A 25,262-nucleotide genomic window follows, 5' to 3' on the forward strand; every position below is an offset into this window, starting at 1 on the left:
AAATTATGTAAGAGCAATTAATTCGCACAAACATCCGTAGATTAAGAGAACGACCGCGACCACCACGAGGATGATCCGAATCCAACCCTTCGTCTTGCTTCGAGCGAATAATACTACGGCCGCGGCTAAGATCATTAATCCCATGCCGATAAACGAAACCCACATCTTGTTCATCGGATCGAGCTGGGCGACTGCCGTAAAAGTTTGTAGCATGGTGAACATAAATGTCTTCCCCCGTCGCATGACTGCGTCAAATGCTTTTTATTATACCATTACCTCTAAGAGAGCACAAAGTTCGTAGCGCGCGGGATTACGGTTCGTCGATAACGGAATAGAAAAGCCGTTCCTCCTGCCGGACTGCATCCGAGGGGAACGGCTTTGGGATTACTTCTTGATCATCATCTTCATGAGCGACTCGAGATTGTTCATGTTCAAGCCGCTTTTCTTAACGGCGTTGACGATCTCCTTCACCGTTTCTTCGGATACGGGAATGTTAGCCATCGAGGAAACCTGTTTGATCAGTTGGCGGATTTGCGTTTCGCTTTGCAACGTGCTCGGCGTAACACCGCTCGCTATTTTCTTGATCGAATTTTCGGAGATGTTTTTACCCGCTTTTTTATTCACGGCGCCGAGCATATCTTTCGGAAATTTGTCCATGCTTTCCCTCCTCCGGGTATATGCACTGCATCCTATGAGGAGGAGGGGCGAAGCGTGTGGGCTAGTTTCCCGAAAACCGTCTTAACCGTTCAACCATTTGTTGCGCGATGCGGAAGCGATTTCTTCGATCTCGTGCGTACGTACGCGTCCCATCAATGCGCCAACCGCTTGTTCGGGCGATTTCCCTTCGAAAAGCACGGAATGGAGCTGATTGGTGATCGGCATCTCTACTTTGTATCTATCGGCAAGCACGTACGCGGCCTTCGTAGTTCGCACGCCTTCGACAACCATGCCCATTCGTTCCAGCACTTCGGCCAGAGGCAATCCTTGCGACAGCATGGAACCCGCCCGCCAGTTGCGACTATGCCGGCTCGTGCAGGTGACGATCAGATCGCCGACGCCGGCTAGCCCGGCGAAGGTCAACGGATTCGCTCCCATCGCCGCTCCAAGCCGGGAAATCTCCGCCAAGCCTCGCGTAATAAGCGCCGCCTTGGCATTGTCTCCGAAGCCAAGGCCGTCGGACAAACCGGCGCCCAGCGCAATAATGTTCTTGATTGCCCCGGAAGTCTCGACTCCGATCAAATCCGGATTCGTGTATACGCGGAAATACGCTTCGTTCATGAAAAGATCCTGGGCGGATTCGGCGCATGAGATTTCCTGCGAAGCGACGACGATCGTCGTCGGCAGCCGATTGACGACTTCTTCCGCGTGACTCGGTCCGGACAAGACGACGATCCTGTTTTCAGGCCGACCTAACTCTTCGGAAAGCACCGTCGACATCCGCTTCAGACTCTCGCTCTCGAAGCCTTTGGTCGCGTGAATGACCAAGGCATCCTTATGCAGATGGGGAGCCGCCTGACGCGCGACTTCCCTCATCGCCGACGAAGGAGCCACGAACAACACCGCAACCGCGTCGGATACGGCTTCTTCCATACTCGTAGTCGCCGTAATTCCTTCCGGCAACAACGCGCCGGGCAGAAACTTCTCGTTAAGATGCTCCGAGTTAATCCGCTCCGCTTGCTCCGGGTTTCTTGTCCATAGCTTCACTTCGTGACCGTTATCCGCAAGTACGCGCGATAGCGCGGTACCCCAGCTGCCCGCAACGAGCACGGCGATCTTATGCGCCATGAGGTTCACCTTTTTTGCTGCCGCCAAGCTTGTTTTCCGTACCGTTGGCAAGCTTCACGATGTTTTTGCGGTGACGCACGATCGCAAGTATCGCTACGACTACCGCTCCCCATACGTAAGCGGAATCCAAATGGAATAGATAGAACAAGATCGGAAGCAATACCCCCAAAATCATCGAACCCAGGGACACATACCTCGTAACGGCGATGACGAGAATCGCGACGATTCCCGCAATCAACGTAGGCAAGAACGCCCATATGATCAACGCGCCGACCGTGGTCGCGATTCCTTTGCCGCCTTTGAAACGGAAATAGATCGGCCAATTATGGCCTCCGATTGCCGCGAGTCCGCAAGCGACCGGAATCCAAGCATTGCCGTCTCCCAGCCACATCCCGATCAGAACCCCGGCGGATCCTTTGGCAATATCGAGCAAGAACACGCAGATTGCAGGACCTTTACCGAGAACGCGCAACGTATTCGTCGCGCCCGCGTTGCCGCTCCCGTGATCTCTGATGTCGATCTTGCGGAGCCAACGGGCAAATAAAATACTGAACGAAATAGAACCCAGCAAATAACTGACGACGATCGCGATTATCTCCATGAACACGCCGGTCTCCCCTATTCTTGATCGGATTTCTTACGGGTGAACAACCGCAACGGGGTACCCTCGAACGTGAAGGCCGCGCGGATTTTGTTCTCCAAGTACCGCTCATAAGAAAAGTGCATCAGCTCGGGGTCGTTCACGAAAATAAGCAACGTTGGCGGTTTGACCGCTACCTGCGTCACGTAATTGATCCGCAACCTGCGTCCTTTGTCGGTCGGAGGAGGATTGATCGCGATCGCATCCGAAATAATATCGTTCAAGACGTTCGTAGGAACGCGTAAAGCATGCTGTTCGGCGACATGGTTCACGACGGGTAGAAGCTTGTTTAACCGATGCTTCGTTAAAGCCGACAAATATACGACCGGAGCGTAAGTCATGAACAGGAAATGATCCCGGATCGTGTTCGTGAAATGCTGCATCGTCTTGTCGCTTTTCTCCACGGCATCCCATTTGTTGACGACGAAAATCGCCGCTTTGCCGTTCTCGTGCGCGTATCCAGCGATATGCTTATCCTGCTCGATGATGCCCTCTTCGCCGTTGATGACGACGAGAACGACATCCGCGCGCTCGATCGCCTGCATCGACCTCATGACGCTGTACTTCTCGGTCGTCTCGTATACTTTGCCACGCTTGCGCATTCCGGCGGTATCGATCAGCACGTACTTCTGGCCGTCCTTCTCGAACGGCGTATCGATCGCGTCGCGAGTTGTTCCCGCGATGCTGCTTACGATTACGCGCTCTTCGCCCAGAATAGCGTTCACGAGAGATGATTTGCCTACGTTAGGACGTCCGATCAACGCAACCTTAATCACGTCATCGTTGTACTCCTGATCTTCCTTGACGGGAAGCTTGGACACGGCGGCGTCGAGCAAATCCCCGATACCCATCCCGTGTGCGCCCGATAAAGGCACGGGATCGCCGAAACCTAGCGCGTAAAATTCGTAAATATCGTCCATACGCTGCAGATTGTCGACCTTGTTCACTCCGAGCACGATCGGCTTCTTGGATCTGAACAACATCTGCGCCACTTCTTCGTCGGCGTTCGTTACGCCGGCTTTGGCATCCACCATGAATATGATGACGTCGGCTTCTTCGATGGCGAGCTCCGCCTGCGCGCGCACGGAACGAAGCAAGCTGTCTTCCCCATCGATCTCGATGCCTCCGGTGTCAATTACGCTAAAAAATCTTCCATTCCACTCGCCGGTGCCGTAGATTCGGTCGCGAGTAATACCGGGTTTATCTTCTACGATCGCGAGCCGGTCGCCGATAAACCGGTTGAATATCGTCGATTTGCCTACGTTCGGCCTCCCGACGATGGCGATTACGGGTCTTGCCATATTTTCCACTCCTCAACTTGTACCACAACTTTGCCGTCCTCGGGACGGCAGATGTTAAAAACACCCACAATCTTCATCATAACAAAAATCGTCGGGATTGGCTAACGATTCTTATTGGGATTCACTATGATGATCCACGATGATGAATAAGTCCGGATGTACTTCGTGCGCCGCGCAGTCCAATACCTTCTCCACCAGGTGGGATATTTTCTGCAAGTCTTCCCGGTCCTTCGCAAAAAACATCGGGGCTCCTCCGCCCACGCTTTCCTTATCCGTCGTGATAATGCCAACGATTTTAGCCAACCGGCTTCCCCTCCGTGCTTTTGCGATTCGCTTCGGTCGGCATTCGGACGGCCGCCTCTAATAAAGGCACGCTGCAGACCGCTTGGTAAGCTTTATCATCGTCCTTCTCCCGGGGTAATACGAGCAGGCCAAGCTTTCCCGTCCGCAAGCCAAGCTTGGCGATCGGGAGCAGCGCCGGATCTCCGTCGTCCCGATAGACGCCCAACCTCGTAGAGACGTCGTGCAGAATAGCCTGACGCTGACCCAAGTTGGCGATCGTAACTTTGGAATCGTCGTTTTTGGGAGTCAGAATGAAGCCCATGCCCTCCTCTTCGATAATCGTGCGATTCTCATCCAATCCCACGTTCATCATGTACACGTCGCCAACGTACAGATTCGGACCGTCAAACTTCACCGTCGCTCTCTCAACGGTTGCGACGTGCGTAATCGACTTGCCTTTCATGAAGCGAAGAACGACGAACAAAGTTACCGCTCCCGCAATCAAGCCGGACCACCAATTAAATACGAGAGCGCATAAGCTCGACAAAAATGCCGCCAAGATCGCCAAATAATTGCGCCCCTCGAACACGACCGCGATTCCCTCGATATAAGCCGCGCCTTTGGGCACGAGCTCCAGATGGTCGATCGCCGTTAACGTGCCGCGTTCCATATTACGAACTTCGCGGAACTGCTGAGCCGCCAGCGCGAGGAAGGTGATCGCCGTATAATTTTTATTGTACAACGACGGAACAGCAACCGCTCCTAACGCTCCGGCGATCAAGCCCAGAGCTAGATGAATGATTTTGCCATGCGGATAGGCCGGGTATTGCCGATAATCGCTACGCAGCATAATTATCCGCGTCGCCATTCCGAACGCCGTCCCGAGGACTACGCTTGTCATATCTTTGTGGGTAACGAGCCAATGCGAGATCACCAACGTTGTCCTCCTCTGCCGCCCCATCTTGGTGCCCATCTTCTTGCGAGCTCCATCGTAGCTTTAACGGATATCGTACCCAATCTCGCGCTCAATAACGCCACCCACCAAGCCTCCATCCAATCCATCGCCCGGGAGATCGGAATCGCCTCGGACGCCATGGACGAATGCACGAATGCCGTGATGCCGTCGCTTAAATAGAATGCGGCTGAAATCGCCAGTACTTGCTCCGACACGCCGCGAAGCAATACTGCGGCTAATGCCCCCACGATCATCGCCGTTAACCAAGAAGCGTAAGCATGAGAGAATCCGGAGGGATAGTACGCCAATCGGCTTATCAATACGTACACTGCGCCAAGCAGCACGCCAGAGGACATGGCCATCCAACGCCGTACGGAAGGAGTTATGACCGCGAGCACGACAATGGCTACAAGCGTCCAAAGCCATGCACCGTTAAAGGTTAATGCCAGCGTTAATTTTACGTTAATGAGCAGCGCCATCGGCCAAACAGCCAAAAATACGCCCACGGCCCAATGAGGAAGCCGCTCCTTCGATTCCTCGCGCCATCCGCTCCACCACAATATCGTAGTCAGAAGCCATAAAAACGCGGCCCCAAATGCCGGCGACATTCCCATCCGTCCACCTCCATGAACGTAGTATGCGCCTGAAAGAACGATAACCATGCCTCAATGGCGCAAAAGAAAAAACCCGCCAAAATGGCGGGTTCGGATTACGCATATAACAACTTACTTGAATTTGCTCAGCTTGTCGCCGAATCTCTCTCCAAGGTTAAAGCTCATGTTTTCAACCGGAGGAAGGTTCGCCTCTTCGCGCGGTGCACGCGGAGAGCGCGGTTCGCGGTGCTCGCGTTCCGGACGAGCTGGCGCTTCTTCCGTTTCCTTGATGGACAAGGATACGCGCTTCTCTGCAGCGTTGAAGTCCAATACTTTCGCTTGAACTTCTTGGCCTTCTTTCAGCACTTCGAAAGGAGTCGCCACGTGACGGTGAGCGATCTGAGAAATATGCACGAGACCTTCTACGCCCGGAGCGATTTCGACGAATGCGCCGAAGCTCACAAGACGTTTCACGACGCCGGTTACGATATCGCCGACGTTAAATTGTCCTGTAGCGGAATCCCAAGGACCCGGTTGAGCCGCTTTGATGCTTAGCGAAATTTTACCGAGCGAAGGATCTACCTTCAGAACTTTAACGTTCACGCTTTGGCCTTCGGATACGACATCGGCAGGATGAGCGACATGCGACCATGCGATCTCGGATACGTGAACGAGACCGTCGATTCCGCCGATATCCACGAACGCTCCGAATGGAGTAAGGCGTTGAACTTTGCCTTCCAGCACTTGACCGGGTTGCAAGTTTGCCATGATTTGTTGTTTTTGAGTTTCGTATTCGGCATCCAACACGTCTTTGGCGGACAAAATGACCTTGTTGTTCTCGCGGTCGATTTCTTTCACCTTTACTTTTAACGTGCGGCCTTTGTAGCCGGCGAAATCTTCGACGAAATGACGCTCTACCATAGAAGCCGGGATAAATCCGCGAACGCCTACGTCTGCAACCAATCCGCCTTTAACGACGTCGGTAATCGTCACTTCGAACGCTTCGCCGTTATCGAACTTCGCTTGAAGTTCATCCCAAGCGCGCGGGCTGTCGATTTGACGTTTGGACAAGACGAGGGATTCCTTCGCATCGTTGATGCTTACGATTTTCGCTTCGACTTCTTGACCGATTTGCACGGCCTCGGCGGCATTCTCCAGGTTAACGGACGAAAGCTCGCGCAACGGGATGACACCGTCGTATTTATATCCAAGGCTAACGTACGCTTGGTTATCCTCGATTTTGACTACCGTACCTTTCACGGTATCGCCTTTTTTCAAGGTCACGAGATTTTCCAGTGCATCCTGGCTGACCGTTTCCGTTGCCGGTTCGGCGGCAGCCGTTTCCTGGACGTTGATTTCTTCAGACATGAAAATTACCTCCTCAGTTCTACCCCAACTTTATTTAAACCCGCTTCTAGCGGCGCTTAAATCTCTTTTACCCGAAATCATGAGTACCGAACGCGATAAGCGTCCAAATAATGCCTTTAGTATGAGAGATTTCGCTCGGAAACATGCATCGCTTAAGATGCCGGTTTGCCGGACTTAACCATCTCGCGAATCCGCGACATAATGAGTTCCGTCGCTTCTTCCATGCTTTCGGTCGTGCCTTGCTCCGCGTACGATTTCATATCGATCGGCGCGCCGTATACGGCCACCATCTTGCGGAAGGGGCGGTAATCCCCTACCAATGCGACGGGAACGACGATCGCTTCCGACCTAAGCGCCATGGTAACGGCTCCCCGTTTGCCCATGCCGACTTGTTCGTTGCGGGTACCTTCCGGAAAAATTCCCATCACATGGCCGCCGCGTAGCAAATTGATCGCCGTCCGGATCGCTTCCTTGCTTACGCCTCCCCTTTTGACTGGGAAAGCTCCGACTGCTCGAATCAAGTAGCCGAACAACGGAATGCGGAACAATTCTTCTTTGGCCATATAATGAACTTTACGAGGTACGAATACCCCCAAAGTGATGGGATCTTGTAAGCTCTTATGATTGCTGCATAAGATGACCGGTCCTTCGCGAGGGATGTTATTGACTCCCCTGGCTTCCAGTCGGTACAGGAGCACGAATAAAGCACGGAGAATCAGTCTCATAAACCGATATAACATAATTTACTTCTCCTCCGCCGAAATGGTGCCCGCCTTCTCGAGGCTCCATCGCACGATTTCTTCCGCTACTTGTTCGATCGTCAGTCCGGTAGAGTCGATCAACCTCGCGTCCGCTGCTTGCACCAAAGGAGCGATTTCTCTCTCCTGGTCTAACCGGTCGCGCTCCGCGATCTCCTGCTCCAGTTGGTCTAACGAGATGCCCGCATCCGGGCCAAGCTCAAGAAATCTGCGACTTGCCCGCTCGCGCGGGGTTGCCGTCAAGAACACTTTCAATTCGGCGTTCGGCAACACGTGAGTGCCGATATCCCGGCCATCCATGACTACGCCTTTCTCTTCCGCCATGAGTCGTTGAAGTTCGGACATTCGGTTGCGCACGCTTTCGATCCGGGCAACGTAGGAAACATTGCGGTTGATCTCATGCGATCTTAGCTTATCGCTGACGTCCTCGCCGTTCACCCAAACTTGCTGGGATTCGGCTCCGGGCAGTAAAGCGATATCCAAATCGTACGCCAAACGGCCTACCATTTCCGAGTCGTCCGTCGCAATCCCCGATTCGAGCGCCTTGAGCGTAACCGCCCGGTACATGGCCCCCGTGTCTACGTAAATGTATTGAAGCGCCTTTGCGACCAACCGGGCAACCGTGCTCTTGCCCGCGCCCGCGGGCCCGTCAATGGCAATGTTAATTCGATGGGAGTTCGATGTATTCATGGGGAAACGACTGGCCTCCTAAGCGACAACAACTGACTGAGTTGAGAAAAAATAAGGCAGGCTAAGCCTGCTATAATCGAGAAAATTATACCACAGCGGCACCCATGATGCAAAAGAAGCGCATTCGCACGCTAGCGAGGGACATAATGAAACGGTATCCCTTCCGAACGGTCCGTCGTCGTCAATAGCCGTCTCATAGCCGGAAATTGAAGCACTAGCTGGGCTAAGATCAGCAAAAGCGCGAGCAGCAAAATCCCCCGCGCGATACGTCTTTCTATTCGGCCCGACCATTCCGCGAACAAGGTTCCGTAGTTTTCTTCGTCTTTATTTCGCGAGTTTTTGCGATTGCTTTCTTCCCGGCGGTCGCGATTGTCCAAGATTACCCGGCCTCCTAAATCAAACGATTTCGGCGCCAATGGAGACGGCGAAATACGTTCGTAACTCGTTAGAGGAGGTTGCCCGGATTGATCTTCCAAGGGTCAATCCTTACGCATGTCCAATTGGCGTTCGAAGCAATAGCGGATAATTTTCTGTTGATCCGAATCCGCGATTTCCTGGAAACGCATCATGACGAGATGCTTATCCGGCTCGACCGGCAACACCCTCACGACTTCCCCTTCGAATCTCGCATGGGCGATTGAGCCGCCTCTATAGGTTAATAATAGCCAACAAGACAGGACGGCATTCTGTTCGACGGGCCATTTTCGATCGCATTGGAAAGAGACTCCGCCCCCTCCGACGTCTTCTGTAACGGCGACGATACGAAGCTTGTCCCCGAATTTCACGGCGATCTCCAAATTCGCCTCAACCCGAAGGAAGCTGCGTCGTTGGTCTTTCGTGATCTCCTCGAGCTCGGGCTTACGTATGGCGACGAGCGAAACTGCATCTTTGCGGAAGCCGGTAACGGTGCTGGGAAATAAGTGCTTCACTCCGTCCGGAGTGAAAAAGTAAAGCTGGAATTGCTCGCCCTGCTGGGCGCGATACAGTCTTCGCGTTTTTTCGTTCAGCGGAATCTCGATATAAATATTTTGGTCATCCATGTCCGCGACCCGGGATCTTAGCGTCGTCGGTTCCGCGTCCGTATCGGCTTGTATGTACATCGTTTGATTGATCTTCGGCAGCACCAGCAACCCTCCACATTCGGCATGATCGGCATTCATACCGATCTACACCCCATTATTATATCATGGGCGGAGAAGTTTGGGGAATGTATAACGCGCCTCCCCGACCGGGGAAGGCGCGTATTTTATCCTTTATTTGTAGATTGCTTTCGCGGAATCAGGAATTTCTTCGATGCTTTCTTCTACTCCCGTATCCGCGCTCATGTAAATCCGATACCGATGGTCGTTGATTCTGCCCTCGAACTCATGGCAAAGCACCGGTTCGCGAATATCGTTCTCGATCAAGGCGAGCCCGTAATTTTCGATCTTGAATTCCGGATTCAGCCCCTCCTGCGCTTTCTCCTTCGTGATTTTCGGAGTGCCCGGAGTCAGAATCTTTTTCGCGAACACATGGTCCGAAGCTTGCAGGCCGACGACTTCTCCGTTATCCAAAGCTACGCGAACCGTCACCTTGTCGGAATAATTTTTGATCCCGTCGACCAAATGGGCATAAGTGAATACCGCGACATGGTCGTATTCATCGTAAGTTACCGGAGTCATATCCTTATAATCGTGCCTCGCAAGATACTGCGAGCCTTTGTTGCGCGCGGTGTCGAAATTCAGCTTGCGCGTTTTGACCTCCCGCGGATTCATGTACCAGAGCAGATGCCCTCCTTTGCGGGTGTAATCCAATTGGACGTTGACATTGTCCGAGCCTTTGATCGTTACCGTATAAGCCGGCAGGTCGGTCTTGTTTCCGGCTTCCGTAACTTTGGCATCCCCGCTGCCTGCTTGGTGTCCCAAGAAATCGAGAGCTTTTTTCTTTACCTCATCAGCGGATAAGTTCCGGCCGTCTAAAGCCGCGGACGAAAGCTTTCGATCCGAGGACATGGCCGATGGCCCCCAATCCGATTCCGGATAAGCTCCCATTTCTTTATCCAGCGTTTTGAATCCGTCGATAATGGAGTTGTCGTTCGGCCCGTTCTCGCTGGCCATCGCGACTTCTACGTCCATCCAACGGAGATGGTCCGAGATGACCGCATTTTGAACTTTTCCGAGTTCCTTGTTCACGGAGCCCGCGGTTTTATATAGCGATTTCAACATTTTGACCTCGTCCTGCGTCATCGGTTGCTTCGACAAGTCGCGAACGGAGGTGCGATAGGCAAAGCTGGAGATGCGCGTAAGAAATTGCTCCGCCTTATTGAACGGCAATAGCGCCAGAGGAAGCTGGTTGATCTCGTTCTGGGCTTGGCTCGTAAGTCTCCATACGTTGGCCATGCCTTTGCGCTGCATTCCCTGCGATGCGGACGATACCGCCAGCGTTTGGCCAAGTTGATCATGCAGTTTCCCCATATGGGTGCTAAGATCATGGAACGCGCGTTGATACTGATTCTCCGCCTTGATCAGAACCGAATTTTTCTCCTGATGCTCTTGGTACCCCCATACGATCGCACCGACAAACAACAAAGTCGCAATCGGGAACATGATGGAACTTAATCGTGCGTACATGAACAGCCGACCCCTTTCATTCCCAAACGGTATGCGGTTATTGTGGGGAGAACGTTCCGACTTTATGCGCCATTTTGCCGTCGCGGGGCAAATGAAAAAGAAGAAGCGCCCATCCCGTCAGATGAGCGCTTCTTCTTCGATCTCGAAATCTACCGTATTGCTGCAGATGCATTGTTTGAACCCGGTATCAACGCGGCCGCGATCCTTGCGGCCTCTTAAGATGAATTTCTCGTTGCACCGGTTGCATCTGATCGTGACTTTAAGCCGAATCGACAACGGCCTACTCCCCCTCTGCCGGATATTCCCACACCCAGTATAGACGGAACGGTCAAGATTTAATCTCTTCCTCTCGCTTGAGGAACCGGAACGGAGATACGGCGTTGGCGCTGTTTACTTTCCTCATTCCCCAGAACCAGAGAATGAACATGAAAGGAACGACGAGCCATATCCAAGCCGAGGACACCGACATCATGATGAAGTCGTACAATCCATGCCACAGGATCGGGAGCAAGAGCGCGAGCCAAAGATGCAGTTTGACGCTCCTGCCGACCGAAAACTTCGCGCGTCCCAGGGAGTAGCCCATAAATACTCCGAACAAGGCATGTCCGGACACTGGCAGCAGAGCGCGTAGCATTAAATTGCCGAAGGTCATGGGCTGCAGGAAGGCATACAACACGTTCTCTAAGGTAGCGAATCCGAGAGATACCGCCACGGCATACACGATGCCGTCATAGGGTTCGTCGAACTCGGTATGATTGAAAATGATATGGTAGAGTACGAACCATTTGAAGAACTCTTCCACGCCCGCGGAAATGAGGAATGAAAAAGTCAGCGGGGATTCGCCCAGCCATAACGTCAAGCTCCTCTGGACGATCATGATCGGCAACACGATAAGCACGCCGGTAAGGAACATTCTAAGCACGATCGGCAACGGTTCGACGTCATAGCGATCTTTCCAGTAAAAGTAAGCTAACAGCGCAATTCCGGGTACGATCGCGGCAGCCAAAACCGATACGAACGGCACGTAGTTCCCTCCCTTCTGATCTCCCCATTATAACAGTAAATGGGCACCGGCAATAAAAGAACATTTAGTGAAAATCGCCACATAAATACAGCAAAGCCCCTCCGAAGAGGGGCTTTGCCGGTTCTTTTCGTTATTTTCGCGCTAATTCATGAAATTCTCGGCCAACACTTTAACCGCGTTGGAAGAAATGATCAGCTTGCCGTATTCTTCGAGTACGGCCGGCGTAATCGAGGACGCTTCCCCGTACTCCGCAAGCACGGCGATCAACGCATGGTATCCCGAAGTTTCCAGTCCCGCAGGATCGAAAGTAAGCACCCATTGGTTCTGGTAGCGGTACATTCGGCCTTCTTCAGTCAGGCGGCCGGACAACGTCTTGGCAGCCCCGATCGCGTCTTCGATGTCTCTGAATCGATATATAATGGCTTCGCTCTGCTCAAGCGTAACTTCCAATTCATATACTTCTTCTTCGTCCTCGGCATGGGAATCCGCGTCTCTCTCCAGCTTCCCTCTCGTCACGATGACGACCATGCCTTGCGCCGGCATCGCGAACACTTCGACGGCAAGCGGGCCTGATGCGTCGAACCCTAGTTCGTTGTAGGCTTGATCCATCATTTCGCTGAATAGCTCATGCACTTTCGGAATCTCGCGCCACATATCTTCCTTCTGGATCCCGCGCTCAGTCAAATCATCGAACGTGAGGAAAATCCGAATCTTGTCTTGGCTAAGCCGCTCCATCCTCATGACAGGATCCTCCTTCTGTGGGTGATAACAGCTTATGATTAAGCATATAATGCGTGAATGAAACTTTGGCTTTAGATCATGTTATCACTTCTCCCACCGAAATGCACTAGGGAATACGCTCGAATATCAAAAAAACGGCATCCGCTCACCCCTTGCGGGGCTAAGCCGATACCGTTTGCATGCGCTAAAGTTGACTATATCCGATGCTCTCCGTTTTCCTCCAAAATCTTGTTGACCTGCTCGTTCAACTGAGGATCCCGCGCGACGAAGTTTTTAACGTCGTCCAGTCCCCCCGAGCGATTGTCCGCAGACGCAGTCGATTCAGATGCCGCCGAATGGCGATCGTTATCGCTCGCGCGCTTAAAGCTGCTTGCGAACTTCATGTTAAGCGCCTTCTCGATGGCATCGTCTTTCATGCCGCTCATTCTTCGCTTCAAATTGCTTCCGACGCCCGACGCGACCGCGGACATCATGCGATTCCGCCGCATCACCATAACGACTGCCGCACCAGCTAATCCACCTATAATGAAAGCCCCGAGTTTCATTTGCCACCTCCTTCGTGTAATTAGTGTGACCGAGAGCGTGAAGGACATGCCCCATCAAAATAAGGAAGCCGGACGCATGTCGAACGCACGGGAAATTGTGGTACAATCCATTTAACAAGCGATGTCCGGCCGTTCAAAGGAATGTCCGACCGAGCTTTGCTTATGTATCGCATACGGAGGGAATTTCAACATGAATCGACGACTGATTGTGATTTGCACGTCCATATTGCTGCTTGGCCTTGTCGCCTGCAATAACTCCACCAAGAATGGAAATACGGCTTCGCCGGCTTCTTCGCCTCAAACTTCGGCCGCAGCTTCCCCAGAAACTTCATCTTCGGCTTCCGCCTCGTCCTCTCCTGCGACCGAAACGGACGCGCAACCACCTGAGTCCGGCGAATCTAACGAGACGCCCGATGGGACGGCAATCGCTAAAGCTTACAAAATGAACAAAAATTATTTCATCGTTCCGATCGACAAGACGAAAACCGACAACAAAATCGTGTTGCTCACGTTCGATGACGGCCCGAAAGCGCCGGAAACGTTAGACCCCTTGCTCGACACGCTGGACAAGCACAATGCGAAAGCAATCTTTTTCGTGAACGGCTACCGGGTGAAGGCGCATCCGGAACTGCTGAAGGAAATCGACGATCGAGGACAAGTCATCGGCAACCACTCTTGGGATCACATTGAGCTCGGGAAGGAAAAAGCACCGAAAATAGAAAAACAAATCGCCGACGTTCAAACGATCATCGAGGAGCTCACCGGCAAAACGCCGATATTTTTCAGACCTCCGCATGCTTCCGCCAACGAAGACGTCCACCGCATCGCCAAGGAAAAAGGATTGTTGTATATGACCTGGTCCAACGGCTCGCTCGATTGGGACATGAAAAATATTCCCGAAGCCAAACGCCCTCAGGCCATCATCGACAACGTCATGAAGCAGTTGCATCCCGGCAGCAACATCCTTATGCATGAATTGCCTTGGACTGCGAAGACGCTTGATAACCTATTAACCCAATTGGAGCAAAAAGGCTATTCCTTCGTGGATCCGAACGCGATCGACACCACGCTTTCTTAATGCATCGCAAACAAAAAGCTGTTTCCCCCAAGTCTGTCGGGGAAACAGCTTTTTCCTTAAATACGATCGTTCAGGGAGCCATATCTTGCTTGCGGCCCCACCATATCAAACCGAAAACCAGTCCTGCGAACAAGACGACCAGCGTCAAATAAAACCATTTCGAAAGCTGGCTGCGTTTCGTCGGATGCACGACGGAACGCGGAGGCATGCCGATTTCCGGAATGCCGGAACTGGCGGCGGCTTCCGCGATCGCGGCTTCTAGCTCTTCCAGCGACTGCGTTTCAGCGCTTTCTTCGGGGCCGAAAGCCGCTTGCTTGGCTCTCACGTAATGATTCCACACCGATGAAGAATCTAGGTCCTCGCTCATGAATCTTCCCTCCGAAAACGAATAATGCAACCCATCACGAGATCCACCAGAAAATGCGCCGCGATCGGCGTCCAAATCGTGCCCGTGTGCGTCATGACCACCCCGAGCCCGTAACTAATCGAGAATACGAGGCCCGTCGGAATCCAATGCCGTAGATAGCGCACGTGGATCGCAGCGAACACGATGCTCGTCCAGTAAGGCCCGATCGAGTATTGAATCGCTCCGCGGAACAGAATTTCCTCGCAAATGGCGACGATTAGGGAGATTGCCGCGATGTGCCAAACCGGCCGAAGCTTGAACAATCGCTCGTTGACTCCGCCGTCGTCAGACGCTTCTTCGGGCACGAATCTCGAAATTACCAGGTCGAAAATCAATACCAGAAGCGCCAAACCCCCGCCCCACCAAATAAAATCCGCGTCCGTTGGTACTTTTAATAGACTTATCGGATTTCTACCCTGAAATATTAGCCATACGATACCGATAATAAGAGATAGAGCTTGCGTAATGTACAAATTGACCAACAACATCTTGTCGTTTAGCTCGTCTACGGTCACTTTGCGGATTTTGATATTGCGAAAGTCGAATTTTCTCATGTTCCCTCGAAATCATGCAAATTTTTGTATGTTCATTCTTACCGTTTTTTTCTATACTAGGACTACCAACAAACCAACTACTCATGACCGTCTAAAGGAGCAACCGATGGAAAAGCGTCTAAATCGATCCGATCTCATTTTTTCCCTAGCATTCATACTCATGCTTATCATCGCGGTAGGGGCTTTTTTTTACGGCGTAAGGGTGGGCACCGATCGCGTCGAAGCCAAATACGCGGCGGCGGAAACGCCCGAATCGTCCGCGACTCCGCAACCGAATGCTTATCAGCAGCAAGACTTGGTTTCCTTCTATCATACCGTATTTTTGCCCTATCGTGAATTTCAAAACGATTGGCTGAAAGCGCAAGATAAGTGGTTGTCCGATCCGACGGCCGATCGGGCCGCGTCCATGAAGGACTTGGCCAAGTCCGCGCAGCATAAATACGATGCGATCAAAAAAGTACAGGTCTCGTCGATCTCGCAGCAATTGAAGGATTCCCAGACGAATTACTTAAAGAGCTTGAAGCTGTTCAACGAAAGCTTCTCCAAGCTTGCGGCATCCGCGAATCAAGGTACCGGTCAACTCGTATTGGACAAAGTGAACGCCGACTCCTATTACAAAAACGGGCTTACTTATTTTCTATCCGCCCAGAAGCAATATTTCGGCTCGATGCTCAAATGGGCCGAATCGATCGATCCTAACATTACGGGAGACTACGAGAACTCGGAAACTCTGACGATCTCCAAATGGAAAACACTTCCTTTGGTCGTCAAGATGAAGGTAGCGTCGGATTACTTGTCATCGCAAACCCAACTGGTTGATTTCCTCCCGCACGATTTAACCGCCCGCGTGGATCAATTCATCGTTTCCGGCCAAGCGGACAAACGCAAAATCATAAGCTTCAACGCCATCGCCGAATTGCTCATGAGCACCGGAGCCGTTCGCAGCGGAGATTTCATTTCTATGAAATCCCGTTACTACGAAAATGAACAGCTTCCGCAGCTGCCTTTCTTCTTCTCGGACAATTAAATCCGGCAAGAAACGTCATATTGTCGCACTTTTGCCATTGCAATTGTAAGTCCCGTTGCTATAAAATAGGGTAATCAATCGGAACCGAACACGCATTAACGCGACACAGGAAAAGAAGTGACCTTGCGGAGTCACCCTCTATGCACCGTTACTCCGCTTCACGCGGCGGACGGCGGTTGAGGGTGTTTTCTATATATCGAAGGAGGGTTCCAAAATGTTTAAAGTACTGGTATCGGATCCGATCAGCGACTTGGGCATCTCGCTTCTCGTCGAAGCATCCGACATCTCCATTGACAAGAAGACAGGTCTTAGCGAGGATGAACTCGTCGCCATTATCGGCGAATACGACGCGTTGCTCGTTCGCAGCCAAACTCGCGTTACAGAGAAAATCATGAACGCCGGCAAACAGCTTAAAGTGATCGGTCGCGCGGGCGTCGGAGTCGATAATATCGACCTGGACGCGGCGACTAAACGCGGAATCATCGTTATCAATGCGCCGGACGGCAACACGATTACCACTTGCGAGCATACTTTCGCGATGATGATGGCCGTAGCGCGCCATATTCCCCAAGCCTACCTGAAAACCGTCGGCGGCGAGTGGGACCGCAAGTCCTTCGTCGGCGTCGAACTGCGCAACAAGGTTCTTGGAGTTCTCGGCATGGGAAGAATCGGCAGCGAAGTCGCAGCCCGAGCCAAAGCATTCGGCATGAACGTGCTCGGATACGATCCGTTCCTAACCGAAGAACGCGCCGAGAAAATGGGAGTCCGCAAAGCGTCCGTAGACGAGATTATCGCGGAAGCTGACTTTATTACGGTGCATACGCCGCTTACTCCCGAAACTCGCCATATGATCGGCAAAGAGCAATTCGGACGCATCAAAAAAGGCGTGCGCATCGTGAACTGCGCGCGCGGCGGAATTATCGACGAGCTCGCTCTCGTCGACGCGATCAACGAGGGACAAGTTGCGGGCGCCGCATTCGACGTCTTCGAAGAAGAGCCGCCGGCAGCGGATCATCCCTTCCTCTCCCATCCGAAAATCATCGTAACGCCTCACCTGGGAGCTTCTACGATCGAAGCCCAGGAGAACGTTGCGATCGACGTGTCGGAGCAACTGCTGCACATTCTGCGCGGCGAGCCGTTCAAAAATGCCGTAAACATGCCGCCGGTCGCCGCGGAAGTGCTCTCCAAGCTCGAGCCTTATTTCTCGCTCGGCAAGAAGCTCGGAAGCTTCGCCGCGCAAATTGCGGAAGGCCCCGTCAAAGAAATCGCCGTTACTTACGCCGGCGACTTGGCGGACGTAGATACTCAACCGTTGACTCGCCATGTCGTGGAGGGCGTACTCTCCCACCACCTTGGATCGGACCAAGTCAACGTCGTTAACGCGATGCACCTCGCCAAAAACCGCGGAGTGAACATCGTGGTCACGAAATCGCACGCTACCAAGGGTTTCACGAACCAAGTCAGCGTAACTCTGCGCACGGACAAAGAAGAGCGACTCGTAGCCGGAACGTTGCTTAACGGCTTCGGACCGCGCATTACCCAAGTCGACAAGTTCCCGGTAGACGTCGAACCGCAAGGCCACATCCTTCTTATCTCGCACGATGACAAACCGGGTATTATCGGCCGCGTAGGTACGTTGCTTGGCACGAGAGACGTCAACATCGCGACGATGCAAGTCGGACGTAAAATCGTCGGCGGAGCCGCGATTATGATTCTTGGAGTCGATAAGGGCGTCACGAAACAGATCTTGGGCGAGATTTCCGCGCTCCCGGACTTGAACAACGCGAAGGAAGTCCACTTGTTCTAAATTTTCTAACCTATGCGTTAGCTTATAAATCTTCAAAGGCGGCCAAATTGGCCGCCTTTTTCTATTTTACTGTATAATAATGGTATATACTGACTTATTCAGAGATGTCAGAAATTAAATCCTAAGGGGTGAGAGTTCCAATGATTCAACTAAGATTGTTAATTATCGTTGTCATTATCTTTATACTCGCCGCTTGCACGAATGAAGAAATTACCATAGAACAAGCAATGAAGAAATCCAACATTCAGTTTGACTCCATTGCTCACGTAAAGGAAATGGATAAAGGTCATCTTGCGCTTGTATTTTATGAGAACAACGAACAATTTGGATTAGGATTATTGAAAAAAAAACGAAACGGTTGGGCTTGGGAAATAGGCAATTCATCGCGGCCTGATTCGAAAGTCGAATTAAACTGGTCTTACAGTAGTCTAAATCAAAAATTACCTCTGTTTTACGGGGTCATCCATAACGATGCGATCAAACGAGTAGTCGTTGAAACGAAAGACACGAAAAAAGAAGCTGAGATTATCGAGGCCGCAAATAGGAGAATCTGGTTGGCGTTGGTGGATAAACCGCAAAATCCTCCGGTAAACATATACGGGTACGACGCTCAAGAAGCAATCATTTTTACCACCGAATCCTGAATACGAGGCTAGTGACTCTTAAGCTTTGTTGCGAACGAGAAGTACGATGCCAAGCTGCGTTAAAGCGGTTACGATCAATACGATCGGAAGCGCGGGCGAATTAACGGAACTGACGAACAAGACTTGCGACAGAATCGATAGAACTCGACCCGTATTCAGGAAAAACTCGCGGATAACGACCGATTCGATCCGGAACAAGCCTTTTAGCGGCAAGCCGTCCATTAATTGATAATAATACGAGGTCAACGTATTGATGATCAGGGGAGCGAGCAAGGAGTACACCGACATGAACAAAATTACCGTCCATAAGTTAATATCCGCAAGCAACACCGCAGCCCCTCCGACGATGACCGCCGAAGCTGTGAATAGATCCCTGCGCATGCGGTTATGCGGTTTCCTCCGGGAGATGAAAAATCCGGTCATGATCGTAAACAAAGCGAACAACACCGATAAGTACCCGACCTGATCCTCTCTCCCGACCGTCTGAAACATCAGAATGTTCGGCAAAAATAACATAATGCCTTGAAACAAGCCAAGAACGAAGAAGCTGAACAAGGCCAGCACCCATAACCGATTTCTCTGCATCATCAAACCCCAATATTTCAGGAAATAAGTCCGATGATGGGACTCGATCCTCCGAATTCGCAGGCTAAACATCGACGCGATTCCGAACAAGGAAGACGCGGCCGCGAAGGTGACGAGATAACCTCGCACGCCTTCGAACAGACTGATGATAAAGCCGGACAACGCCGGACCCGCCAAACCTGCCGTGTTAAACACGATCATGTTGACGCCGAGATAGCGCGAACGGTTCTTGGCGTCCGTCACGTCGTACATGAGCACCAGGTAACCCACCCAATACAGTCCGAGCGCGAACCCGTTAAACGCCGCGAACCAAGGGTAATACGTAACGACGTTTTCCTTGGAAAATATGACGACAAGAAAAAAGACCGTGATCAACGCGATGCCGAGGCGATACGTGACCATCCGATCCTTTTTCTTTGCGATCCACCCTCCGATCGCGAATGCGAACGGAGTCATTCCGTAGACGATAATGTTAAAGATGCCGTTGATGACCAAATCTTCGGTCAGACGCCATAAATACAAGTTAAGGAATAGACCGGACATCGACGCGCCGAATTGGAAACAACCGTGAATAAGTAAGGCGACACGCGCTTCCTTCGACAACCGGGTATCTCCCTGCTCGCTCGTCTTGTCAGGGCTCCGAAAACTCGCCCAACGTTTCAGTAGATTCATGAGATACCCTCGCTTTAACTTCTTAGGGCATTGCGATTTTCTTGCGGTTAGCCTGGACGGGAAGCAGGATCGTAAACGTCGTCCCTTCTCCCGGCTCGCTAATCGCGGTAATCTCTCCGCCGTGCGCGACGATCAAGTTTTTGACGATCGCGAGACCAAGCCCCGTACCGCCGCCCGTCGTCTCCCGCTTGCGGGCTTTATCCGCCTTATAGAAACGTTCGAAAATATAGGGCAAATCCTCTCTCGGAATGCCCTGCCCTTCGTCGATAATCTTAATCTCGAGCCAAGGACCGTTCGTTCTCTGAAAAATTTGAGCGCATAAATCGATCTTGGCGCCCGAAGGCGTATGCCTTAACGCGTTGTCGAGCAAATTCGTAAGAACTTGCTCCAAGCGGTCTCCGTCCGCGGCTTCCAGCATTAATTCCGGATTATCGGGCGTTCTCGTCAGCTCGATCTGACGTTCCTTCGCGATCGCCGAGAACTTCCGGTACACCCTCGTCAGAAGGCCGTTCACGTCGAGCGGCTGGTAATTCATATCCATGTACCCGGCTTCCATTCTCGCCAGATCCAGAAGATCCTTCACGAGACGTCCCATACGCAACGACTCGTCGTGAATGACTTGCACGAGCTCGCGACGTTCTTCCGGCGTCGCCGCGATATCGTCGATAAGCGCTTCGCTGTAGCCTTGAACCATCGAGAGCGGAGTTCGGATTTCGTGGGAAACGTTCGCGACGAAATCCTTACGCATCTTATCGACGCGGAATTCTTCGGTAACGTCCCTTAAGACCGCGACAGCGCCTCTTATGGCTTCCGTGGATGCCAACGGCGTCATGACGACCGACCAGACGCCGCTCTTGACGTGCACTTTAACGGTTGTCTCCTTGCCTGTCTTAATGACGCCCCTGAACGTCTCGCGAAGCGGACCGGGTACATGGGCATCGTCTTCTTTCGGCTCTTCGTCGGACCAATCGACCGAACTCCACTCTTCGAGCAAATTCTGCCCTTGGGGGTTCGTCAGAATGACTTCGCCCGCGGCATCGAATGAAATGACGGAGTCCGTCATGCTCTTTAGCACGCTGCTTAAATGGTCCCTCTCATGCTGAAGATCGTTAATCAACGTATGAAGCTCCGAGGCCATTTGGTTAAACGTGTTCGCCAATTCCCCGATCTCGTCGGAGGAGCGAATCGCAACCCGCGTCGTATATTCGCCCTGCGCGACGCGGTTGGCCGCATCCTTCATTTCCCTCAAAGGCTGGGTAATTTTCGTTAGCAAGAAAAACGCGAAAAACGTCGTAAGCAGAAAACCCATGAATCCCGTGAAAATAAACAAATGCTTGATTTTCGTCGGATCGGTAAACGCTTGCGCGTCGATGTATTTCAGCAGGAATAACCCCAACGTCGAGATGACGACCGCTACCAACCCCATGATCGTCAGCCACATCTTGCCGACGACCGTTCTCCATATCGCCATCGTTTACTTCGCCGCCTCCAACTTATACCCCACGCCCCATACGGTCGTTATCATGGAAGCGGCTTCGGCGGACACGCGGTTCAGCTTCTCGCGAAGCCTCTTCACGTGCGTATCCACCGTGCGCAGATCTCCGAAGAAATCGTAATTCCAGACGTCCTTGAGCAGCTCTTCGCGGGAAAATACTTTGTCCGGCGTACTAGCCAAATAATGCAGCAGCTCGTACTCTTTAGGCGTCAAGTTCACTTCCTGGCCGCTGGCCGTCACGCGATGAGCGTCGTGCTCGATAATCAAATAAGGGAATACGATATTGTTGCTCGTATTCAATTCCTTCGACAGGAACGCGGTCGCCGAGGACCGGCGCAAAATCGCCTTGATGCGGAAGATGACCTCGCGCGGGCTGAACGGCTTCACCACGTAATCATCGGCTCCGACTTCGAAGCCTTGGACGCGGTTCACTTCTTCGCCTTTGGCGGTCAGCATCAATACCGGCGTCGCCTTCTGCTGACGCAGGCGGGCGCACACTTCGATTCCGTCGATGCCCGGCAACATCAAATCGAGCACGATGAGATCGAAGTCGTCTTCCTGGGCTTTGCGCAACGCGCTTTCCCCGTCCTCCGCCTCGTCAATGACATAGCCTTCTTTCTCCAGATACATTCTGAGCAAGCGACGAATTCTTTCCTCGTCGTCCACGACCAAAATCCGATTGCCAGTATTCATGCTTCAGCGCCCCTCTCGGCTGTTCGTTCCTTAATGGTCTTGCTTATACGCCGGCGTAAGAATGCAAACCGGCAATAACGAGGTTAACCCCTACTAACGTAAACATGACGACAAGGAATCCGATAACCGCAAGCCACGCCGAACGAGTTCCCTGCCAACCGCGGGATAACCGCAGATGCAAGTACGCGCTGTAGAACAAGAACGTAACGAGCGCCCACACTTCCTTCGGATCCCAGCCCCAGAATCGGGACCAAGCGATCTGCGCCCAGATCATCGCGAAAATTAGCGCGCCTAGCGTGAATACCGGGAACCCGATCGCGATCGCGCGATAACTGATTTCCTCCAGGTCTTCCGCGTCAATGTCCGTAAGATGCGGGTGAATGGCCGCAGCTAACGGCTTGCGGGCGAGAAGTCTCAGCAATCCGTAAAGCAAGGAACCCGAAATGACGGACCAAATAATCGTATTCAGCTTGCGTCCGGCGTTAACGCCGTTCATCCAAGAAGGAGCATCGAACAGCGGCTTATCCAATCCGATGAACGACTGGAATTCGACGATATCGCTATTGTACGGCGCCACGATAGGCGGCAAGCCGTATTTGACTTCCTTGACTTCGGACGTTGCCGTGCCGTCGTCCGCGATCGTCACTTTCTCTTGCGAGAACGTGGCTTCGTATCCGGCTCCGCGGAATGCGAAGACGGCGACGAGGAAGCCGATCAGCACGATAATGACGTACAGCGAGAATTCCGTCCAGAATTGCGCGCGCTTGCCGACTTTGTCCTTGCGGGAGAAGTCGACGACGCGGATGAGCTGCATAAGCGCCGCCGCGAAACCGACCGCGAAGAACGCTTCGCCCGTCGCCGCCGTGGTAACGTGAATTTTTAGCCAATAGTTGTTCAGTGCCGGGATCAGCGGCTGCACTTCGGACGGGAATACCGAAGCGTACGCGATAATGATAATTACGAGCGGAAGCGCGAACGCTCCGAGCAGCATGTTGCGGTAGATCAAGTGCACGATGATGAACGCGAACATGATCGCCATGCCGAGGAACGTCATGAATTCATACATGTTGCTTGTCGGAATATGTCCTCCGCCATACCAACGCGTAAAGAAGAACGTCAGATGGGCAAGCCAGCCGATAGCCGCGAGCCCGAAGCCGATTTTACCCCAACGGGAAGTATGATCCTCGGCCTTGCGGTTGCTCCACCGCTTGCCCGCCACCGCGATGGCGAAGCTAATGAATGAAGCGCAGTATAAGTAAAACGCGACGATAAATGAATTGCTGCTGAAATCTAGCCAGTTCAACGCCCATTCCTCCTGTTATCGAGCGATTTCGGGGACACCTCTATGCCGGTGCGTCCCAACGCCCATGCGACATCGGCTCTTAAGCCAAAGCTGTTCTTATTCGTATGGCCGCCGAGCGACAGTTGCCCGTCGTCGATCCTCAGCCATATACGCCTATGCTGCCAATAGAAGCCCATGATCAGACCGATCATGGAGATCGCGGCGCCGAACCAAATATACGGCATCGCTTTGTCGACGCGAATGTTCAAAAACGTCGTATATTCGGAATACTTGATATTGTTCATTTTACCATCGACGACCGGATTTTCCACCGAAACGGCGAATCGGCCCGAGCTGTCTCCGCGCTGCTTGAAGCTGTCGTTCAGCAGTTTCTCGTAAACCTTGCTTTTCTCGTTCGGCATCGCGAAGTAAATGTAGATTTCTCCGTCCGCGGGAGTGTCGGGGCCTTTGATCTGGAATACGAATGCCGGATTGTTAGGCTCGCGCGTTTTCGTCATCGGCCGCTTCTGCTCGTCCAAGTCGAAATCCGGATAATAATCGATGAGCGCCAACTTGTATTGGCCCACATCGTACTTCTCCGCCGGATTGTCCATAAGCAAATCGAAATCGCCGATCTGTACGCCGGTTTCCTTATTCGTTAGCGTCGGATGAACCGAGATAAAGCGAACCCGCTGTTGAAAACTATTCTGATAAATTTGCAATCCTTTGTAAGAGAGCGCGCTGTTAACGTGAATATCGTGCTGAACGACTTCTTTCAGCACGGGCTCGTTCAACGGATCGTCGCACGACTCGGTGCACGCGTACAGGCGGGCTTTGGTCTCGTAAAGCTTAACGACCTTGGTGCCTTTCTGATTGTTCGCGAGTTCCGCGTCCGTATAATAATCCACGGTGAATTTATCGTTCTTGATGTAATAGTTCGTACCCGGAATCTGTCTCGTCTCCCCTTCATAGAGCGAGAGATATTGATCCATATGCCAGGCGGGGATGCCGCGGCCGAGAACGGCAAGCAAAAAAATAATCAATCCGATGTGGTTGATATAAGGACCCCAGCGGCTAAATCTGTTTTTCTCCGCGAGGAGCGCCCCATCTTCTTGCCATACGCGGTAATGCTTGCGTTTCAATTGCTTTCCCAGTTCCGTAATCCACGCTTCTTGATCGCCCTTCAACGGTCCGGCGTAGACGACCTGTTGCCGGTTGATGAATTGAAGATGCTTGCGGATTTGTTGTTTGGACAGCGCGCGATAGAGTGGTAAAACCCGATCTAGGCTGCATACGACAAGCGATGTGCCGATCATGACGAGCAACAGGATGAACCACCAGGACTCGTAAGTTCTGGACAGCCCGAGCGCGTGATAGATGACGCCGGCCGTGCCGTATTTCTCTTTGTAATACGCCGCGAACTCGGAGCTCTCGGTCATATTGATCAGCGTGTTTTCTTGTTGGAAAATCGTCCCCAAAGCCGCGCCCACAAGGGTGATGATGATGAGATATACCGCGATCTTGACCGAAGAGAAGAAGTTCCAAATCCGGTCTATCGGATGCGGATTCGCTTTCTGCGATCTACGGGCAACCCCGTCGTATCTCATCTCGAGCAGCGCGCTTTCATCGGTCAGCAGTTCCTCGTCGAGCGGCTTGCCGCAAGATTCGCATAGGACCGTGCCTACGGGATTCTGATGTCCGCATTCGCACTTGGTGTTCTGAAACAAA

At 52.3% G+C, this 25,262-nt stretch carries 29 protein-coding genes; 4 read left to right on the forward strand and 25 right to left on the reverse strand.

Translation table 11 applies throughout. The annotated features are described in order from the left end of the window. Positions 1–3: 3 nt before the first annotated feature. From D7Z26_RS03550 to D7Z26_RS03630, 18 genes are all read right to left on the reverse strand, one after another. Positions 4–222 carry a DUF2768 family protein gene (locus tag D7Z26_RS03550; protein WP_233566593.1) on the reverse strand — a complete coding sequence of 73 codons (219 nt, stop codon included), beginning with the start codon at positions 220–222 and terminating at the stop codon, positions 4–6. 162 nt (positions 223–384) lie between these two features. Further along, positions 385–657, reverse strand: coding sequence for a stage VI sporulation protein F (locus tag D7Z26_RS03555; protein WP_120974686.1), 273 nt, complete (start codon positions 655–657; stop codon positions 385–387). Positions 658–738: 81 nt separating this feature from the next. After that, a complete protein-coding gene (locus tag D7Z26_RS03560; protein WP_120974687.1) occupies positions 739–1,785 on the reverse strand; it encodes an NAD(P)H-dependent glycerol-3-phosphate dehydrogenase in 1,047 nt (348 codons plus the stop codon). Continuing rightward, positions 1,775–2,392, reverse strand: coding sequence for a glycerol-3-phosphate 1-O-acyltransferase PlsY (gene plsY, locus D7Z26_RS03565; RefSeq protein ID WP_120974688.1), 618 nt, complete (start codon positions 2,390–2,392; stop codon positions 1,775–1,777). Before plsY ends, D7Z26_RS03560 begins: the two co-directional genes overlap by 11 nt. An 11-nt stretch (positions 2,393–2,403) precedes the next feature. Continuing rightward, positions 2,404–3,726 carry a ribosome biogenesis GTPase Der gene (gene der / locus D7Z26_RS03570; RefSeq protein ID WP_120974689.1) on the reverse strand — a complete coding sequence of 441 codons (1,323 nt, stop codon included), beginning with the start codon at positions 3,724–3,726 and terminating at the stop codon, positions 2,404–2,406. Between the two features lie 111 nt (positions 3,727–3,837). Continuing rightward, positions 3,838–4,029 carry a capping complex subunit for YIEGIA gene (locus D7Z26_RS03575; RefSeq protein WP_120974690.1) on the reverse strand — a complete coding sequence of 64 codons (192 nt, stop codon included), beginning with the start codon at positions 4,027–4,029 and terminating at the stop codon, positions 3,838–3,840. Beyond that, positions 4,022–4,939 (reverse strand): YIEGIA family protein, encoded by a 918-nt coding sequence (locus tag D7Z26_RS03580; protein WP_233566637.1) that lies wholly within the window; start codon positions 4,937–4,939, stop codon positions 4,022–4,024. Before D7Z26_RS03580 ends, D7Z26_RS03575 begins: the two co-directional genes overlap by 8 nt. Next, positions 4,939–5,571 carry a hypothetical protein gene (locus D7Z26_RS03585; protein WP_147423824.1) on the reverse strand — a complete coding sequence of 211 codons (633 nt, stop codon included), beginning with the start codon at positions 5,569–5,571 and terminating at the stop codon, positions 4,939–4,941. Before D7Z26_RS03585 ends, D7Z26_RS03580 begins: the two co-directional genes overlap by 1 nt. Positions 5,572–5,688: 117 nt before the next feature. After that, the gene (gene rpsA, locus D7Z26_RS03590) at positions 5,689–6,924 is read right to left on the reverse strand and encodes a 30S ribosomal protein S1 (RefSeq protein WP_120974692.1); all 1,236 of its coding nucleotides are present in this window, start codon (positions 6,922–6,924) and stop codon (positions 5,689–5,691) included. A 152-nt stretch (positions 6,925–7,076) separates the two neighbouring features. Further along, positions 7,077–7,664 (reverse strand): lysophospholipid acyltransferase family protein, encoded by a 588-nt coding sequence (locus D7Z26_RS03595; RefSeq protein ID WP_120974693.1) that lies wholly within the window; start codon positions 7,662–7,664, stop codon positions 7,077–7,079. A gap of 3 nt (positions 7,665–7,667) precedes the next feature. After that, on the reverse strand, positions 7,668–8,372 hold the full coding sequence (cmk, locus tag D7Z26_RS03600; RefSeq protein WP_120974694.1) for a (d)CMP kinase: 705 nt from the start codon (positions 8,370–8,372) through the stop codon (positions 7,668–7,670). 131 nt (positions 8,373–8,503) lie between these two features. Continuing rightward, the gene (locus tag D7Z26_RS03605; protein ID WP_120974695.1) at positions 8,504–8,749 is read right to left on the reverse strand and encodes a hypothetical protein; all 246 of its coding nucleotides are present in this window, start codon (positions 8,747–8,749) and stop codon (positions 8,504–8,506) included. A gap of 102 nt (positions 8,750–8,851) precedes the next feature. After that, positions 8,852–9,532, reverse strand: a complete 681-nt coding sequence (locus D7Z26_RS03610; protein WP_233566595.1) for a flagellar brake protein — start codon at positions 9,530–9,532, stop codon at positions 8,852–8,854. A gap of 93 nt (positions 9,533–9,625) precedes the next feature. Further along, on the reverse strand, positions 9,626–10,981 hold the full coding sequence (gene ypeB, locus D7Z26_RS03615) for a germination protein YpeB (RefSeq protein WP_120974697.1): 1,356 nt from the start codon (positions 10,979–10,981) through the stop codon (positions 9,626–9,628). A gap of 117 nt (positions 10,982–11,098) precedes the next feature. After that, positions 11,099–11,257 (reverse strand): hypothetical protein, encoded by a 159-nt coding sequence (locus tag D7Z26_RS27415; RefSeq protein WP_199731662.1) that lies wholly within the window; start codon positions 11,255–11,257, stop codon positions 11,099–11,101. 52 nt (positions 11,258–11,309) lie between these two features. Further along, positions 11,310–12,005, reverse strand: coding sequence for a glutamic-type intramembrane protease PrsW (gene prsW, locus D7Z26_RS03620; RefSeq protein WP_120974698.1), 696 nt, complete (start codon positions 12,003–12,005; stop codon positions 11,310–11,312). 141 nt (positions 12,006–12,146) lie between these two features. Beyond that, a complete protein-coding gene (locus tag D7Z26_RS03625) occupies positions 12,147–12,746 on the reverse strand; it encodes a genetic competence negative regulator (protein WP_120974699.1) in 600 nt (199 codons plus the stop codon). 194 nt (positions 12,747–12,940) lie between these two features. Continuing rightward, entirely contained in the window at positions 12,941–13,291 is a 351-nt protein-coding gene (locus D7Z26_RS03630; RefSeq protein WP_120974700.1) for a hypothetical protein, read from the reverse strand. Between the two features lie 190 nt (positions 13,292–13,481). Between D7Z26_RS03630 and D7Z26_RS03635 the strand changes: the two genes are divergently transcribed. Beyond that, positions 13,482–14,369 (forward strand): polysaccharide deacetylase family protein, encoded by an 888-nt coding sequence (locus D7Z26_RS03635; RefSeq protein ID WP_120974701.1) that lies wholly within the window; start codon positions 13,482–13,484, stop codon positions 14,367–14,369. Positions 14,370–14,439: 70 nt separating this feature from the next. Here D7Z26_RS03635 and D7Z26_RS03640 read toward each other — a convergent pair whose 3' ends face one another. After that, positions 14,440–14,736 carry a hypothetical protein gene (locus D7Z26_RS03640; protein ID WP_120974702.1) on the reverse strand — a complete coding sequence of 99 codons (297 nt, stop codon included), beginning with the start codon at positions 14,734–14,736 and terminating at the stop codon, positions 14,440–14,442. Next, positions 14,733–15,329, reverse strand: coding sequence for a CPBP family intramembrane glutamic endopeptidase (locus D7Z26_RS03645; RefSeq protein WP_120974703.1), 597 nt, complete (start codon positions 15,327–15,329; stop codon positions 14,733–14,735). Before D7Z26_RS03645 ends, D7Z26_RS03640 begins: the two co-directional genes overlap by 4 nt. A 106-nt stretch (positions 15,330–15,435) precedes the next feature. Here D7Z26_RS03645 and D7Z26_RS03650 point away from each other — a divergent pair, with 106 nt between their 5' ends. The 3 genes from D7Z26_RS03650 (at position 15,436) to D7Z26_RS03660 (ending at position 18,807) form a co-directional block, all read left to right on the forward strand. Further along, on the forward strand, positions 15,436–16,356 hold the full coding sequence (locus D7Z26_RS03650) for a hypothetical protein (protein WP_120974704.1): 921 nt from the start codon (positions 15,436–15,438) through the stop codon (positions 16,354–16,356). A 214-nt stretch (positions 16,357–16,570) separates the two neighbouring features. Then, the gene (gene serA, locus D7Z26_RS03655) at positions 16,571–18,163 is read left to right on the forward strand and encodes a phosphoglycerate dehydrogenase (RefSeq protein WP_120974705.1); all 1,593 of its coding nucleotides are present in this window, start codon (positions 16,571–16,573) and stop codon (positions 18,161–18,163) included. A 140-nt stretch (positions 18,164–18,303) separates the two neighbouring features. Then, positions 18,304–18,807, forward strand: a complete 504-nt coding sequence (locus D7Z26_RS03660) for a hypothetical protein (protein ID WP_120974706.1) — start codon at positions 18,304–18,306, stop codon at positions 18,805–18,807. Positions 18,808–18,825: 18 nt separating this feature from the next. Here D7Z26_RS03660 and D7Z26_RS03665 read toward each other — a convergent pair whose 3' ends face one another. From D7Z26_RS03665 to resB, 5 genes are read right to left on the reverse strand one after another with little or no spacing between them, the layout of a single operon-like run. After that, complete coding sequence (locus tag D7Z26_RS03665; protein ID WP_120974707.1) at positions 18,826–20,064, reverse strand: MFS transporter; 1,239 nt, start codon at positions 20,062–20,064, stop codon at positions 18,826–18,828. A 22-nt stretch (positions 20,065–20,086) separates the two neighbouring features. Next, the gene (locus D7Z26_RS03670) at positions 20,087–21,535 is read right to left on the reverse strand and encodes an ATP-binding protein (RefSeq protein ID WP_120974708.1); all 1,449 of its coding nucleotides are present in this window, start codon (positions 21,533–21,535) and stop codon (positions 20,087–20,089) included. A 3-nt stretch (positions 21,536–21,538) separates the two neighbouring features. Then, on the reverse strand, positions 21,539–22,252 hold the full coding sequence (locus D7Z26_RS03675; RefSeq protein ID WP_120974709.1) for a response regulator transcription factor: 714 nt from the start codon (positions 22,250–22,252) through the stop codon (positions 21,539–21,541). Positions 22,253–22,295: 43 nt separating this feature from the next. Then, positions 22,296–23,555, reverse strand: coding sequence for a cytochrome c biogenesis protein CcsA (ccsA, locus tag D7Z26_RS03680; RefSeq protein WP_120974710.1), 1,260 nt, complete (start codon positions 23,553–23,555; stop codon positions 22,296–22,298). After that, positions 23,552–25,261 (reverse strand): cytochrome c biogenesis protein ResB, encoded by a 1,710-nt coding sequence (gene resB / locus D7Z26_RS03685; protein WP_120974711.1) that lies wholly within the window; start codon positions 25,259–25,261, stop codon positions 23,552–23,554. Before resB ends, ccsA begins: the two co-directional genes overlap by 4 nt. Position 25,262 lies beyond the last annotated feature (1 nt).

The organism is Cohnella endophytica (assembly GCF_003628305.1).
Lineage (GTDB): Bacteria > Bacillota > Bacilli > Paenibacillales > Paenibacillaceae > Cohnella > Cohnella endophytica.

What these genes read in the sequence shown, in the direction of transcription:
- D7Z26_RS03550 (WP_233566593.1), bottom strand. Translation starts at nt 222, where the DNA reads ATGTTCACCATGCTACAAACTTTTACGGCAGTCGCCCAGCTCGATCCG.
- D7Z26_RS03555 (WP_120974686.1), bottom strand. Translation starts at nt 657, where the DNA reads ATGGACAAATTTCCGAAAGATATGCTCGGCGCCGTGAATAAAAAAGCG.
- D7Z26_RS03560 (WP_120974687.1), bottom strand. Translation starts at nt 1,785, where the DNA reads ATGGCGCATAAGATCGCCGTGCTCGTTGCGGGCAGCTGGGGTACCGCG.
- der (WP_120974689.1), bottom strand. Translation starts at nt 3,726, where the DNA reads ATGGCAAGACCCGTAATCGCCATCGTCGGGAGGCCGAACGTAGGCAAA.
- D7Z26_RS03585 (WP_147423824.1), bottom strand. Translation starts at nt 5,571, where the DNA reads ATGTCGCCGGCATTTGGGGCCGCGTTTTTATGGCTTCTGACTACGATA.
- rpsA (WP_120974692.1), bottom strand. Translation starts at nt 6,924, where the DNA reads ATGTCTGAAGAAATCAACGTCCAGGAAACGGCTGCCGCCGAACCGGCA.
- D7Z26_RS03595 (WP_120974693.1), bottom strand. Translation starts at nt 7,664, where the DNA reads ATGTTATATCGGTTTATGAGACTGATTCTCCGTGCTTTATTCGTGCTC.
- cmk (WP_120974694.1), bottom strand. Translation starts at nt 8,372, where the DNA reads ATGAATACATCGAACTCCCATCGAATTAACATTGCCATTGACGGGCCC.
- D7Z26_RS03610 (WP_233566595.1), bottom strand. Translation starts at nt 9,532, where the DNA reads ATGAATGCCGATCATGCCGAATGTGGAGGGTTGCTGGTGCTGCCGAAG.
- ypeB (WP_120974697.1), bottom strand. Translation starts at nt 10,981, where the DNA reads ATGTACGCACGATTAAGTTCCATCATGTTCCCGATTGCGACTTTGTTG.
- D7Z26_RS03625 (WP_120974699.1), bottom strand. Translation starts at nt 12,746, where the DNA reads ATGAGGATGGAGCGGCTTAGCCAAGACAAGATTCGGATTTTCCTCACG.
- D7Z26_RS03630 (WP_120974700.1), bottom strand. Translation starts at nt 13,291, where the DNA reads ATGAAACTCGGGGCTTTCATTATAGGTGGATTAGCTGGTGCGGCAGTC.
- D7Z26_RS03635 (WP_120974701.1), top strand. Translation starts at nt 13,482, where the DNA reads ATGAATCGACGACTGATTGTGATTTGCACGTCCATATTGCTGCTTGGC.
- D7Z26_RS03640 (WP_120974702.1), bottom strand. Translation starts at nt 14,736, where the DNA reads ATGAGCGAGGACCTAGATTCTTCATCGGTGTGGAATCATTACGTGAGA.
- D7Z26_RS03645 (WP_120974703.1), bottom strand. Translation starts at nt 15,329, where the DNA reads ATGAGAAAATTCGACTTTCGCAATATCAAAATCCGCAAAGTGACCGTA.
- D7Z26_RS03650 (WP_120974704.1), top strand. Translation starts at nt 15,436, where the DNA reads ATGGAAAAGCGTCTAAATCGATCCGATCTCATTTTTTCCCTAGCATTC.
- serA (WP_120974705.1), top strand. Translation starts at nt 16,571, where the DNA reads ATGTTTAAAGTACTGGTATCGGATCCGATCAGCGACTTGGGCATCTCG.
- D7Z26_RS03660 (WP_120974706.1), top strand. Translation starts at nt 18,304, where the DNA reads ATGATTCAACTAAGATTGTTAATTATCGTTGTCATTATCTTTATACTC.
- D7Z26_RS03665 (WP_120974707.1), bottom strand. Translation starts at nt 20,064, where the DNA reads ATGAATCTACTGAAACGTTGGGCGAGTTTTCGGAGCCCTGACAAGACG.
- D7Z26_RS03670 (WP_120974708.1), bottom strand. Translation starts at nt 21,535, where the DNA reads ATGGCGATATGGAGAACGGTCGTCGGCAAGATGTGGCTGACGATCATG.
- D7Z26_RS03675 (WP_120974709.1), bottom strand. Translation starts at nt 22,252, where the DNA reads ATGAATACTGGCAATCGGATTTTGGTCGTGGACGACGAGGAAAGAATT.